The following is a 14,864-nucleotide window of genomic DNA, read 5'->3' on the forward strand; positions in this document are numbered from 1 at the left end:
TTTTTGTTCTATTACCTCTTTTTAACCTACCTTTGCACAAACTTTTTTGAATGACTTTTTGGACTAAAATCGCAGGATTTATTTTACGTAATCGCTATCTAGTATTAGCACTCATTATTGGTATCACTGCTTATTTAGTTACCCAAACTAATAAAATTAGGTTTTCTTACTCTGAAGCGAACTTACTTCCAGAGAATCATGAAGTAAATTTAGAATACAACAAGTTTTTAGAAATTTTCGGTGAAGAAGGAAATTTAATCATCCTTGGATTAAAAGACAGCACCGTTTTTGAAGTAGAAAAATTCAATGCTTGGAATGAATTAGCGAGACAATTAGACTCTACTCCACAGGTTGAGTTAACCGTTTCTATAACTGATATTAAAAAGTTAGAAGCTGACCGAAAGAAAAGAAAATTTGTTATTACTCCTCTTTTTGAAAAAACTCCAAGTAAACAGGAAGATATTGAAAGTATAAAGAAACAATTATTCGAAAAACTTCCTTTTTATGACAATATTTTATATAACGGTGAAGGAACTATCCAAACTGCCATTTATTTAAAAAAGGATATTGTAAATACTCCTGAAAGAGCAGATTTCATAGAGCAAAAGTTAATTCCGCTTGTAGAGAAATTCGAAAAAGATAATAATTTACAAGTTCGAATGTCTGGAATGCCATACATTAGAACTTTAAATTCAAAAAATATTGCTGAAGAAATGCTGCTTTTTGTTGGAGGAGCATTATTGATTACAGCAATTATATTCTTCTTTTTCTTTAGATCTTTTAGAGCTACATTCATCACGTTATTAGTAGTAGGTGTTGGTGTAACTTGGGCGTTCGGATTTATTGGTTTATTAGGTTATGAATTGACCGTTTTAACTGCTCTAATCCCTCCGTTAATTATTGTTATTGGAGTTCCTAATGCAGTTTTCCTTATAAACAAATATCAGCAAGAAGTAAAAAAACATGGTAATCAAGCAAAATCATTACAGCGTGTAATTTCTAAGATTGGTAATGCAACGTTAATGACTAACATTACTACTGCATCTGGATTTGCCACGTTCGTTTTTGTTAAAAGTCAATTATTACGTGAGTTCGGTATACTTGCATCAATTAATATTATCAGTATTTTCATTTTAGCTTTATTAATCATCCCGATTTTATATAGCTTCATGCCTTTACCACAGAAAAAACATTTAAATCACTTAGAAAAAAAGTGGATGGAAAATGTGGTTAATTGGATGGAACGTACTGTAAGACATCACAGAATAGCAATATATATAACTACCGTTGTAATTATCATTTTAAGTATGTCTGGCCTTGCGCTAATTAGAGTTTCAGGTAGTTTAATTGAAGACATGCCAAAAGGGAAACAATTCTACAAAGACATTAAGTTCTTCGAAACTGAATTTGGTGGAATTATGCCTTTAGAAATATTAATTGATACCAAAAAGAAAAAGGGTGTAATGAAGCTTTCTACTTTAAAGAAAATGGAAAAGCTAATTGAAACTATTGAAACTTTCCCGGAGTTATCAAAACCAATTTCGGTAAACAATCTTGTAAAATATTCTAAGCAAGCTTTCTATAAAGGAAACCCAAAATATTATCAATTACCAACTAGTCAAGAGCAAAGTTCAATTTTTGCATACACCAGAAATTCTGATGGAAACTCTGGTATGTTGAAAAACTTCGTTGATAGCACTGGAAGATACGCACGTATTACTACTTTCATGAAAGATGTTGGAACTGATAAAATGGATATTATTCAGGAAAGATTAAATGCTGTAATTCATAAGCAATTTCCAGATAATAAGTTCGAGGTTTCAATGACAGGAAAAGCTCTTGTTTTCTTAAAAGGAACAAATTACTTGATTAGAAATCTTGTCATATCATTATCACTAGCAATCTTCTTGATTTCTATTTTTATGGCCTGGATGTTTAGATCATTAGAAATGATTTTAATCTCGTTGATTCCAAATATGCTGCCATTATTAATGACTGCTGGATTAATGGGATTCTTCGATATTCCAATAAAACCATCAACAATTCTTGTATTTAGTATTGCATTTGGTATATCCGTCGATGATACAATTCACTTCTTAGCCAAATATCGTCAAGAACTTTTAGCCAACAATTGGAGAATTAAGCCTGCTGTATATTCTGCTTTAAAAGAAACTGGTGTAAGTATGTTCTATACTTCTATTGTATTATTCTTTGGTTTCTTAGTATTTACTGTTTCAAGTTTTGGAGGAACTATAGCACTTGGAGGTTTAGTTTCAGTAACCCTTTTATTAGCAATGGTTTCAAATTTATTACTATTACCTTCTCTTCTATTATCTTTTGAGAAAAAAATAGCCAATAAGAAAGTATTAAAGGAAACTAATTTCAAGATTTTACCTCCTAAAGAAAAAACTGAAAAATAAAAGTACTTTTATTTAAAATCCCGCTATTCATAAGATAAATCCGTTGTTAATTTCTCTTTAAAAAATTATATTTGTCGCTCAATTTTTTAAAGAATATGAAAACAAGTAGCGTAAAAGAATTATTAGCTTCGGAAAAACTTCTTCAAGAAGTAAATGTTAAAGGTTGGGTAAGAGCATTTAGAAGTAATCGTTTTATTCAATTAAATGATGGTTCTACTATTAATAATATTCAATGTGTTGTAGATTTCGAAAATACAGATGAAGCTTTATTAAAGAGAATTACTATTGGCGCTGCTGTTTCTATTAATGGAACTTTAGTTGAAAGTCAAGGTAAAGGACAATCAGTAGAGATTCAAGTAACAAATGTTGAAATTTTAGGAGATGCTGATCCAGATGAAGTTTCTAAAACAATTTTACAACCGAAAAGACACTCATTAGAATTTTTAAGGCAACAAGCTCACTTACGTGTTAGAACTAATACTTTTAGTGCGGTTATGAGAGTTCGTTCAGCTCTTTCATTTGCTGTGCACCAGTATTTCCAACAAAACGGATTTTACTATGTGAACACTCCAATAATTACTGGATCTGATGCTGAAGGAGCTGGTGAAATGTTTAGAGTAACAAACTTTGAAGCAAATAAAGCTCCGTTAAACGAAGAAGGAGAAATTGATTATACTCAAGACTTCTTTGGTAAGCAAACGAACTTAACAGTATCTGGGCAATTAGAAGCGGAGACCTACGCAATGGGATTAGGTAAAGTATATACATTCGGACCTACATTTAGAGCTGAAAATTCAAATACAACTCGTCACCTAGCAGAATTCTGGATGATTGAACCTGAAGTTGCATTTAACGATTTAGATGCAAACATGGATTTATCTGAAGATTTCATCAAATACGTTCTACAATACGTATTAGATAACTGTCCAGATGATTTAAATTTCTTAGAAAACAGATTACTTCAAGAAGAAAAGACAAAACCACAAGCTGAGCGTAGTGAAATGTCTTTAATTGAAAAAATCAAGTTTGTAGTAGATAATAATTTCAAAAGAGTTTCTTATACAGAAGCTATTGATATTTTACGTAACAGTAAGCCTAACAAAAAGAAGAAATTCCAATTTCCAATTGATGAATGGGGAGCTGATTTACAATCTGAACACGAACGTTATTTAGTAGAAAAACACTTTAAGTGTCCAGTAATTTTATTTGATTATCCAGCGAAAATTAAAGCATTCTATATGCGTTTAAATGACGATGGTAAAACAGTAAGAGCCATGGACGTTTTATTCCCAGGAATTGGAGAAATGGTTGGTGGATCTCAAAGAGAAGAACGTTTAGATGTTTTAAAAGAGAAAATGGCTGCTTTAGATATTGAAGAAGACGAATTATGGTGGTATTTAGACACTCGTAAATTCGGAACTGCAGTACATTCTGGATTTGGTTTAGGTTTTGAGCGCTTAGTATTATTTACAACAGGAATGGGTAATATTAGAGACGTTATTCCTTTCCCTAGAACACCACAAAACGCAGAATTCTAAAAAGAATTATAAAATACATGCAACAATCGCCATTCCTAACTCGAATGGCGATTTTATTTTTACTGAATTCATATATTTGTATTTATGTTAAAACAAAGTTTACATCAAAAATTACTTCAAAAACTTTCGCCTCAACAAATTCAGTTGATGAAGCTAATTCAATTGCCAACACAGGCATTTGAAGAACGATTGAAACAAGAAATTGAAGAAAATCCAGCTTTAGATACAGGAAAGGAAGAAAGCGATAGTTTTGAAGATGATTTTTCAAATGAAAGTGATTATGATGATTCTGGAAATGAGAAAATTGATGCAGAAGACATTAACATTGACGAATATTTAAGTGATGATGAATACCCGAGTTATAAAACTCAGGCCAACAATTATTCATCAGACGATGAGGAAAAACAAGTTCCTTATGCTGCTGGAACAACATTTCATCAATCTTTAAAGAATCAACTTAACACGTTCAGAATAGATGATGAAGAAAAATCTATTGCAGAATTTTTAGTTGGAAGTATAGATGAAAGCGGATATATTCGTCGTGAATTAATTGACTTAATTGATGATTTAGCATTTACACAAAATGTGTTTACAACGGAAGAAAAAGTAGCTCATGTTTTAGTAAATGTTGTCCAAAAACTTGACCCAATCGGAGTTGGTGCGAGAGATTTAAAAGAATGTTTAATTATTCAGTTAAAATCAAAATCCGAAAACAAAACTCGCTCATTAGCCATTCAAATTTTAGACAGTGCTTTTGATCATTTTGTAAAGAAACACTACAAGAAGCTTTTAGATAAGTTTGATATATCAGAGGAAGAATTAAAAGCTGTAAATACAGAGATTTCTAAGTTAAATCCAAAGCCAGGAAGTTCTTATGCCGGTAATAATAAAATTGCTGAGCAGATAGTTCCTGATTTTACAATTAGGATTATTGAAGGTAAATTGGAGCTAACATTAAATTCAAGAAACGCTCCAGAATTGCACGTATCTAAAGAATACAACAATATGTTGAAAGGCTACCAAGATTCTAAGGATAAAACTAAGTCTCAAAAGGATGCTGTAATGTTTATCAAGCAAAAACTTGATGCGGCTAAATGGTTTATTGATGCGATTAAACAGCGTCAACAAACCTTATTGGTAACAATGAATTCTATCATGCATTATCAATATGATTATTTCTTAACTGGAGATGAGCGTAAACTAAAACCTATGATTCTAAAAGATATTGCAGATACTATCAATATGGATGTATCAACAGTATCAAGAGTTGCAAATAGCAAGTACGTCTCTACACCTTACGGAACTAAATTGATTAAGGATTTCTTCTCAGAATCTATGAAAAATGATCAAGGTGAGGATGTTTCAACTAAAGAAATAAAAAAGATCTTGGAAACGGTTATTGCCGAAGAGAATAAAAGAAAACCTTTAACTGATGAAAAACTATCGGGTATTTTAAAGGAGAAAGGTTACCCAATCGCGAGAAGAACAGTAGCGAAATATAGAGAGCAATTGGATATTCCTGTTGCTAGACTTAGAAAAGAAATATAATGCGCTGGCACAAGTTTTTATCAACCATTTTGCATCCAATTGTAATGCCTACAATTGGTTTACTTTTGTATTTCTTCTTGTGCCCAATACAGATTAGTTTAAGAGAACAGCTATATTTCTTGACTTTGGCGTTTTCGGCAACATACGTAATCCCGTTACTTATTCTCATATTTTTAAGACTATCGAATAAAGTAAGTTCAATGGATTTACCGTCCATAAAGGAAAGAAAAGTACCACTATTTATTATGATGTGTATATTCTTAATACTAGCCAAATACTTTAGTTTATTCAGAAATGTACAAGACTTAGCATATTTGTTTTATGGAACCTTATTAGGTTTAATTGCGATGTACCTAATTTTCTTTAGTGGAATTAAAACGAGTATCCATTTACTTTCTATGGGAAGTGCTGTTGGTTTCTTTATCGTTTTTCAACTAATCTATAATATTTCTGTACTACCCTTATTAGTCATTTTAATACTACTTTCAGGTCTTTTAGCTTCTTCAAGGTTATATTTAAAGGCACACACACCTAAAGAGGTTTATTTAGGCTTTATTTTAGGTTTAGGATGTCAATTACTTACGTACTACATTTTATAGTAAATAAAAGATTAAACCAAACTTTGTAATCTTGGAAGATACAGTTTCTCCATTAATGGTAGCGTTTTTATATACCGGACTTAATCCGTAGTACATATAGAAATTAAACGCTCCGTATCCTGCAGATAACTCTAAACCTGACTGAAACTTATTAAAAATTGGAACGTTAGAGAACTCAATAGTTTGATTATTACTATTAAGCTGATAAGAGAATTTGTTACTTAAATTATAATTTAGTTTCACACCCGCATACACTCTCCAAAAAGAATAAGTAACAGCATCAGATGTTCTCCAACGTAATTGAATAGGAAATTCTATATTATGTAATCTAAGTTTATTGGTTGATATATCCGATCCTAATTGAATGGTACTTTCATCCGTAAGTTGTAGATCATGATTAAAAGAATTATATCCGTAACCTAGACCTATTCCTGCAGAAAAGTCTCCCTGTTTTGTAAAAGGAATATCCTTTATATACCCTACAGATAAACTGTAAGAAAAACCAGATGTTTCAGCTCCCTGAGGTTGACTTCTCATAATATCATAGGAAATACTCATATACAATTGATCTTCCCAATACTTGTCACCTAATTTTAAAGAATCAGCTTGTGCAAAGGAATCTAAATTTAAACTAACCAGTAGCATCAAAATTAATAACCGCAAATTCATATCTTATTTTTAATACCTATAAAAATAAAAAAGAGCAATTGTATAATTGCTCTTTTTCTATATAATAAATCAAAATGAAATTTATTCACTAATAGTACCTGCTTTGTGAGTAGACAAACTTAATTTAAGAGCATTAACATCTCTTAATCTTTGTCTGATATCAGTTAAGGTACCTACACTCATTTGCTTATCTGCCTTAATTGAAGTAGTCATTCTTGGATGATTCTCTTCTTTAATATTTAATCTAGCATTAATAATAAACGCTGGAATATCATCAGCAGTTGCAATCTTGTCATTCAATTGAATACTGTTGTACTTCTTACCATATTTAGCATCCTTTGCTTGTCCAACATAAATCGTAGTAACTAAACTCTTTTGTTCAAGTTTTTTTACTTCCGACGCACTTGGTAAACTAGGGCTATTAATCTGTAAGTCTGTTTCTCTCATCACGGTTGTTACCATGAAGAAGAAAAGTAACATAAAAACAATATCAGGTAACGACGCCGTTGAAATGGCTGGTGAACCTTTTTTCTTCTTTCCAAATTTAGACATATCTAATTGTTTTTATAGTTAAGTTTATTCAGATTCAGTAGGATCTAAATCAGTAATAATTTGTGGGTAAGAATTCTTAATCTCTTTAACTTTCGCCTCAAGATTTTTATCCTTATTTCCACTCTTCTTATAAGCTGACTCTATTTCCGCAAAAGACATATTATATTTCTTCATTGCTAGTCCGTTTCTTAATTCAGTATAAGCTCTTCTTAACTCATTCTGAATACTAACGTAAACCTCGTAATCTGAAGCTCTATCACTCTCGATAGAAATAATTGCTTTATTTGGGTGATCCGACGATTCAGGATTTCTATCTCCTGTACAATAATCACATTCTTTACCCTTCTCTTCTCCTGGCATTGGGTTTCCAACACCACCACCATTATCAATAAATTTCTTAGCAGCTTCTTTAAGATCTTTTAATTCCATAACGTCTCCATCTACGAATAAGTCGTTATTTCTGTTGATACTAATCTCAAAGATATTCTTCTCTTTAATTTTTGGTGGATCGTAATTCGCTGGCGGTTTTTCTGGTAACTTCATAGAAATACCTGAATCAACATCCATCGTAGTTGTTACAAGGAAAAAGATAAGTAGCAAGAAGGCGATATCTGCCATCGAACCTGCATTAATTTCTGGGTTTTCTCTTCTTGCCATGGTAAATTATTTAATTAATCCTTTTAATAAATCAAATATAAAGAAAGCTCCTCCTACTACTAATAAGAATAAACTTCCCCATATACCTGTACTTGTCATTTTAGAAACAGAACTTCCTGCTGCTGCGATTTCTTTTGCATTAGCATCAACTACTGCATTAGAATCTGCGATTAAATAAGCAATCAAAATTACTACTCCTAAACTAAGAACTCCTAATAACGCTTTCTTTAAAGCTGCTGGATTCTTAAGAACCCCCATTAATGAAGCTAATACTGTAATTACAATAGAAGCAATTAATAACACTATAGAGAAAGTTACCATCGGAGACGCAGCGACATCCTGTCCTGCTTTGTCTTCTCCATCAACCATCATGATGTTGATATATAGGGCGAAACCTATAACACCAATAATGGCGATTAATATTGTTAAAAATCTTTTATTCATGCTAGTCGTATTATTTTTTATACTTAGCTAATAAATCGATTAAAGAAATAGAAGCATCTTCCATGTTGTTTACGATACTATCTACTTTTGATACGATGTAGTTATAGAAAATTTGTAAGATAATCGCTACAACAAGACCGAATACTGTTGTTAAAAGTGCAATCTTAATACCACCTGCTACTACCGCTGGAGAGATATCATTTGCTACAGCAATTCTATCGAAGGCATCAATCATACCAATTACAGTTCCCATGAATCCTAACATTGGTGCAAGAGCGATAAATAAAGATAACCAAGAAATGTTTTTCTCTAATAATCCCATTTGAACTCCACCATATCCTACTACTGCTTTCTCAGCTGCATCTAAACCTTCGTCAGCTCTTTCTAACCCTTGGTAAAAGATAGAAGCAACAGGTCCTTTAGTATTTCTACAAACCTCTTTAGCTGCCTCAACACCACCTGAACTTAATGCATCATCAACACTTGCTACTAATTTCTTAGTATTTGTAGTTGCCATGTTTAAGTAGATAATTCTTTCAATTGCAATAGCTAAACCTAAAATTAAGGTAACTAATACAATACCCATAAACTTTGGATCTCCTTCAATAAAACGTTGTTTTAACTCTTGGTGAAAAGTTTTTTCCGCTTCTTGTGCAAAAGTTGATTGAATAGCCCCAAAGAACATAAATCCTGTAAGAGTTAGGACATTTACTGCTTTTTTCATTTTGTTATAATTAATTTAAAATAGTTAACGTGTTAAAAATACAAATTTTTATATAGCTAACCAGCCTGATTACTAGTAACCTATTCGTGAAATTTGGCACAAATAGAGTAACCCCGCCAGTTTTCAGAGAGCCAAGTAACAAAAAAATGTTGGTACATTAAAAAAAATTAACGCTAATTGTTAAAAAACTTTTCCTTTTTGTTACTTTAAATTTAAAAAAACTCAACTATGGTTGCAAACTTATTTCCCCACGTAGTGGTTTTTCAAAATAATATTTAAAATCTTCCTTTGATAAATCCTCTCCCAATAGGTACATCATTTTAGCAACAGCCGTTTCTGTAGTGATATCTTTACCATCAATAATACCTATTCGTTTTAAATCTGTACTAGTTTCATAAAGACCTAAAATTACACTACCTCCTGTACATTGAGTAACATTTACAATCTTTACTCCTTTTGCTATAACTTCCTCTAATAAATCAATAAACCAAGGTTCTGTTGGTGCATTCCCTGATCCATATGTTTCTAGCACAACTCCTTTTAAATTTTCGATATTCAAAATTGTTTCAACAACTATTGGAGTTATTCCTGGGAACAATTTTAAAACTACAATATCGTCTATAAGATTCTTTCTAAATATAAGTTTCTCATCCGACTTTTCATTTTTAAAAAGTAAATGATTATTAAAGTGTAAATGCACTCCACTTTCAGCTAACGGTGGATAGTTCATTGAAGCAAAGGCTTCAAATTGTTCCGCATTGATTTTAGTTGTTCTATTCGCGCGATACAACTTGTATTCAAAATACAAACCTACTTCCTTTATGATAGGTTCATTATTTTCTCTAGCACAAGCAATTTCAATTGAAGTAATTAAATTCTCTTTTGCATCCGTTCGTAAATCACCAATTGGTAATTGAGATCCCGTGAAAATTACAGGCTTTTGCAGGTTTTCAAACATAAAACTAATCGCAGATGATGTATATGACATTGTATCTGAACCTGTAAGCACAACAAAGCCGTCATAATCATTATAATTGGCTTCAATGATTTCCGCTATTTTAACATAGTATTTCCTATTCATATTAGAAGAGTCAATAGGTTCTTCAAAAGAAATAGTAGAAATCTCACAATTCAAATGTTGTAATTCCGGAATCTTATTTTGTATTTGATTGAAATCAAAAGCACGTAATGCTCCTGTATTATAATCTTTGATCATACCGATAGTTCCTCCGGTATAAACTAGTAATATCTTTGGTTTGTTTGCCATTTTGTCAACTTTAACCTCTATTTTTTAAAATGGAATAATTTATGTTGTAAATTTATCAAAGAAAACAATATTTGAAAATTAATTAGAAACGATTATGATAGGATTTTATATTCTTATTGGTATTATAAGTTTAATAAGCTCAGCTGTAAGTAATACCTTAAAAAGAAAATTCAAAAAATACTCAAGAGTTCATTTAAGAAATGGCATGAGCGGAGCTGAAATCGCTGAGAAAATGCTTGCAGATCATGGAATTTATGATGTAAAAGTTATTTCTACACCCGGAATGCTAACTGATCATTATAATCCACAAAATAAAACTGTGAATTTAAGTGAAGGTGTTTATAACCAAAGAAACGCCGCTGCAGCTGCTGTAGCAGCTCATGAAGTTGGGCATGCTGTTCAACACGCACAAGCTTACGAATGGTTGCAAATGAGATCTAAACTAGTACCAATGGTAAGTATTACATCAAGATTTTCACAATGGATGATTTTTGGTGGAATTGCATTTGGTGCAGCTTCTGGAAATACAGGAATAGGATTTTATATAGCAATTGCTGGTTTGATTTTTATGGCTTTAGGAACGTTATTCAGTTTTGTTACGCTTCCTGTTGAATATGATGCAAGTAATAGAGCTTTAGCTTGGCTTGAAAATAAAAACATGGTTACACGTGAAGAATTAGCTGGATCTAAAGACGCTTTGAAATGGGCAGCAAGAACATATTTAGTTGCAGCTCTAGGTTCCTTAGCAATGTTAGCGTATTGGGCTCTTCAAATTTTAGGTAGTAGAGACTAAAATTTTTAACATAACAATTAAATAAAGGCTTCCTTTTTTGGAAGCCTTTGTTATTTTTAAAAATAGCTTACGTCTAACTGTAAAATTTACACCATGAAAAAAGCGACTTTTATTCTTCTTCTAACTGCCTTTACGACTATCAATAGTTACAGCCAACAAATGACTCCGACAAAACTTGGAGAAATGTTAGAAGCAATAAGTGATAGCATTATCAGTACTAAAACACAATGGAGATTTATTATAAAAAACACTCCTTTTATTACTATTGCCGACTCAACCCACAATAGAATGAGAATTATGTCTCCAATTGCAGATAGCAATAAACTTAATGAAGAATTAAAAACAGCCTCTCTTATGGCTAACTTTCATACAGCTCTAGATGTTAAATATGCAATTTCAGACAATGTGCTTTGGTCAGTTTACATTCATCCTTTAAAAGAGTTAACTGAGGATCAACTTCTCGACGCTGTAAGTCAGGTGTATTACGCGAAAGTTAATTTTGGAACTACATTTTCTAGTACATCTTTAGTTTTTCCCGGTAAAAAACCTAAGAGAAAGGAAGAACAACCAAAAAAATCTAAACAGCTAATAGATAAGATGTAGTTTGGAAAAACCAGTTCGACCGAAATTTAACCCGTTTTGTCGGTTTTCTATTTTTTAAGGCCTGTAACAAATATAGATTTGTCTTGTCTTTAGAAAAATGAAAATCAATATGAAAACAAACTTTACCAAGTCGCTTCTACTATTTTTACTAACATTATCAATAGGACAAATAGCCGCGCAACATTCTATTGCTGGAAAAATTACTGATGCTCAAAAACAACCTTTACCATTTGCGAATGTTATTTTATTGAGCGAAAAAGAAAACTCAACTCCTAAAGGTGTCGTATCTGATGATAATGGAAATTTCCGATTCGAAAATATTTCCGAAGGAAAATATAGTATCGAAATTTCTATGCTAGGATTCAAAACCAAAACCTCTGAGAAATTTCAATTAACAGCGAACAAAACCATAGATTTTACTTTAAAAGAAGAAAATGAATCTTTAGATGAAGTTGTCATTCAAAGTAAACGACCAGTTATTCGTCAGACTGCCGAGAAATTGGTTGTAGACTTAGAAAATTCTGAAATGTTAAATAGCAGTTTACAAGATGTTGTAAAACGTGTTCCTGGTGTTATTGTTACTAATAACGGAATCAATTTCGCTGGAAGATCTGATATCAGAATATTAATCAATGGAAAAACCACTGATTACATGGATATGGATACGTTGTTACAAGATTTACCTGCTGATAATATTGCTAAGGTGGAATTAATTGAACAACCCGGAGCAGAATTTGACGCAGAAGGATCTGGACCAATAATCAATATCATATTAAAGAAAAATGTAAAACTAGGAACTCATGGTAATGTTGGTGCATGGATTGGTGAAGATGAAGGAATTGAATATGGAACGAATGCCTCAATAGCAAGTTATAAAAACAAATTAAACTGGCAGTTAAATTCTGGCTATTCTGCTCCAACGTGGAGAGATGATTTATTCATAAAGAGAACTGTAGGAACTACTGTATATGATCAGGCTACAATTGAACCTTACGACCCGAAGCGTATCTGGATTGGTGGAAGTATCGATTATTACATTAATGACAAAAATACAATCGGACTTGGAACTCGTTATAACAATACAACGTCAGATAGAATTTCAAAGAGTAATACAGATATTACAACTCCTACCACATTAGAACGTTTTGTAACTGAGAATACTTTTGATAGAGATAGAAATACATTCAGTTTTAACCCATACTACGAATACAAATCTGAGACTGACAAATTACTTGTTGATTTTAATTATATCGACTTTAAAAACGAGAACACCAATGATATTTATGCAGTGACTGGAAATACAGTTCCTTTTACGAATCAACGATATTTACAAGATGGAAAATACACCATTAACACTTATAGAATTGATTACGTTAAATCATTTACGGATGAATTTAAATTAAGTGTAGGAACTAAATATTCAGATGTAGATACTGATAGCGACTTGAAACTATTTACTCAAAATAATACTGGAGGTTTTGATTTCCAAGCTGCAGATAGTAATCGATTTTTAATTGATGAAAATATCTTTGCAGTATACTCTAAAGTAAATGCTTCTTTTGGAGACTGGTCTCTTTCTGGAGGATTACGATATGAAAATAGTGATACTAAAGGAACTTCTACTAATACAAATACTACAAGAACAAGAATAATTTCTGAGTTGTTCCCAAGTGCATCTGTAAGTAGAAAATTAACAGAACAATTAGGTGTTAATGTAGCTTACAGTTATAGAATTAGAAGACCAAATTATAATAGCTTAAATTCATTTGTAACTGTTTATGATCCGTTAACTTCAGAAGTTGGAAACCCAAATTTAAAACCTGCTTTCACAAATAATTATCAATTCAATTTAACTTTTGATAATCAACCTTTCTTTACAGTGGCGTATAGTGAAACTAGAGATAATTTATTTCTATTCATTGCACAGGATGATGCAACCGCACAAATCTCTAGAACAACTATTAACCTAGAAGATCGTAAAAACTGGAACTTTAGATTATTCGGACCATTAGATTTTATTCCAGGTGTAGAAGGTTTCACAGGTTTTATTGTTGATTACAACAAATTTGCTTCAACAGAATTGGTTCCTAACTTATTATTAGAAAAATGGAATTACGGTTGGTACACACAAGCGAGTTACAAATTACCTTGGGATGTAAATGCAGAAATGTCGAGCTACTTTGGTTCGGGTGCCTTAGAAGGTCAAATTAATGTAGGATGGATTGGAAACTTAAGTTTTTCTTTCGGAAAGAAATTTATGGACGACCGATTAAAAGTGAATCTTGGAATAAACAAAGTATTAGACAGAGGATTTGTAGGACGTGTAAACTATGATAATATTAATGCTAATATTGAAAGTAACGGATCTAGACAAAATGTTCAATTAAGATTCACCTATAGTTTTGGTTCTAAATTCGGTAAGAAAAAGAATAAGAGAAACGCTTCTAATGACGAACAAAACAGAATCGATGACAATGACTAAATCTGTATCTCAAATAAACTATAAACCTTTATTTGTAATTGGGCTTCTTTTTGAAGCCCTTGGTCAAATTTTACTAGCTCAAGGAATTGAATTTGTATATGCATTACGACCTATAGACTTTGCACATTGGAGTTTATTAATTGGAGTGGCTTTATTAATTCCACAGTTAGGTCAATTTCCTAAGAGTATTTTTTCCTTTATTGGAGTTCCAATTCTAATGATTGGTATTGTATGTATTATAGGAATGTGTGTTTTAGATTTCATTTGGTGGAGTCAATCTACTCAAGAAATTCGAAACGAATTTGCCGGCCATTTATCACAATTTCCAGTCATATGGAAACCATTTATTAAAATTGGACCTAATTTTCTGAATATAGGTTTGCTATTGTTAGCCCTTAACTATCTCAAAGAACACAAAATTGGGGTTTATTTAATTATACTTGCTACATTACTTGTATATTTTGGAAATTTTATTCCTTCTAAACTCATTTACGTTTATCTATTAACAGCATTAGGTTATGCTCTAATTTTTATTAAAAACCCAACAAAAACGACATCTTAATACTTT

Annotated in this window: 14 protein-coding genes; 8 read left to right on the top strand and 6 right to left on the bottom strand. The window is 31.7% G+C overall.

Going from position 1 to position 14,864, the window contains the following annotated elements; all coding sequences use genetic code 11:
- Positions 1-50: 50 nt before the first annotated feature.
- From ABNT61_RS09485 to ABNT61_RS09500, 4 genes are all read left to right on the top strand, one after another.
- Positions 51-2,420, top strand: coding sequence for an efflux RND transporter permease subunit (locus ABNT61_RS09485; protein WP_348743026.1), 2,370 nt, complete (start codon positions 51-53; stop codon positions 2,418-2,420).
- 95 nt (positions 2,421-2,515) lie between these two features.
- The gene (gene asnS, locus ABNT61_RS09490; protein ID WP_348712832.1) at positions 2,516-3,958 is read left to right on the top strand and encodes an asparagine--tRNA ligase; all 1,443 of its coding nucleotides are present in this window, start codon (positions 2,516-2,518) and stop codon (positions 3,956-3,958) included.
- An 84-nt stretch (positions 3,959-4,042) separates the two neighbouring features.
- Complete coding sequence (gene rpoN / locus ABNT61_RS09495; protein WP_348712833.1) at positions 4,043-5,506, top strand: RNA polymerase factor sigma-54; 1,464 nt, start codon at positions 4,043-4,045, stop codon at positions 5,504-5,506.
- Positions 5,506-6,105 (top strand): hypothetical protein, encoded by a 600-nt coding sequence (locus ABNT61_RS09500; protein ID WP_348723952.1) that lies wholly within the window; start codon positions 5,506-5,508, stop codon positions 6,103-6,105. The genes rpoN and ABNT61_RS09500 overlap by 1 nt, the downstream gene beginning before the upstream one ends.
- Here the strand turns inward: ABNT61_RS09500 and ABNT61_RS09505 are convergent.
- The 6 genes from ABNT61_RS09505 to ABNT61_RS09530 all read right to left on the bottom strand — a co-directional run bounded on the left by ABNT61_RS09505 (position 6,100) and on the right by ABNT61_RS09530 (position 10,418).
- Positions 6,100-6,774 carry a porin family protein gene (locus ABNT61_RS09505; RefSeq protein WP_348743027.1) on the bottom strand — a complete coding sequence of 225 codons (675 nt, stop codon included), beginning with the start codon at positions 6,772-6,774 and terminating at the stop codon, positions 6,100-6,102. The two genes, ABNT61_RS09500 and ABNT61_RS09505, sit on opposite strands and share 6 nt — an antisense overlap.
- A gap of 81 nt (positions 6,775-6,855) precedes the next feature.
- On the bottom strand, positions 6,856-7,326 hold the full coding sequence (locus ABNT61_RS09510; protein ID WP_348743028.1) for a biopolymer transporter ExbD: 471 nt from the start codon (positions 7,324-7,326) through the stop codon (positions 6,856-6,858).
- A 24-nt stretch (positions 7,327-7,350) separates the two neighbouring features.
- Entirely contained in the window at positions 7,351-7,983 is a 633-nt protein-coding gene (locus tag ABNT61_RS09515) for a biopolymer transporter ExbD (protein ID WP_348723954.1), read from the bottom strand.
- A 6-nt stretch (positions 7,984-7,989) separates the two neighbouring features.
- The gene (locus tag ABNT61_RS09520) at positions 7,990-8,427 is read right to left on the bottom strand and encodes a hypothetical protein (RefSeq protein ID WP_348712839.1); all 438 of its coding nucleotides are present in this window, start codon (positions 8,425-8,427) and stop codon (positions 7,990-7,992) included.
- A 10-nt stretch (positions 8,428-8,437) separates the two neighbouring features.
- On the bottom strand, positions 8,438-9,151 hold the full coding sequence (locus ABNT61_RS09525) for a MotA/TolQ/ExbB proton channel family protein (protein ID WP_348712840.1): 714 nt from the start codon (positions 9,149-9,151) through the stop codon (positions 8,438-8,440).
- A gap of 226 nt (positions 9,152-9,377) precedes the next feature.
- Positions 9,378-10,418, bottom strand: coding sequence for an asparaginase (locus ABNT61_RS09530; RefSeq protein WP_348743029.1), 1,041 nt, complete (start codon positions 10,416-10,418; stop codon positions 9,378-9,380).
- Between the two features lie 94 nt (positions 10,419-10,512).
- Between ABNT61_RS09530 and ABNT61_RS09535 the strand changes: the two genes are divergently transcribed.
- From ABNT61_RS09535 to ABNT61_RS09550, 4 genes are all read left to right on the top strand, one after another.
- Positions 10,513-11,211 (top strand): zinc metallopeptidase, encoded by a 699-nt coding sequence (locus tag ABNT61_RS09535; protein WP_348743030.1) that lies wholly within the window; start codon positions 10,513-10,515, stop codon positions 11,209-11,211.
- Positions 11,212-11,304: 93 nt separating this feature from the next.
- Entirely contained in the window at positions 11,305-11,814 is a 510-nt protein-coding gene (locus ABNT61_RS09540; RefSeq protein ID WP_348743031.1) for a hypothetical protein, read from the top strand.
- A gap of 109 nt (positions 11,815-11,923) precedes the next feature.
- Entirely contained in the window at positions 11,924-14,296 is a 2,373-nt protein-coding gene (locus ABNT61_RS09545; protein WP_348743032.1) for a TonB-dependent receptor domain-containing protein, read from the top strand.
- Complete coding sequence (locus tag ABNT61_RS09550; protein ID WP_348743033.1) at positions 14,262-14,858, top strand: hypothetical protein; 597 nt, start codon at positions 14,262-14,264, stop codon at positions 14,856-14,858. The genes ABNT61_RS09545 and ABNT61_RS09550 overlap by 35 nt, the downstream gene beginning before the upstream one ends.
- Positions 14,859-14,864: the final 6 nt, after the last annotated feature.

The sequence above is a fragment of the Tenacibaculum sp. 190524A05c genome (assembly GCF_964036595.1).
GTDB lineage: Bacteria > Bacteroidota > Bacteroidia > Flavobacteriales > Flavobacteriaceae > Polaribacter > Polaribacter platacis.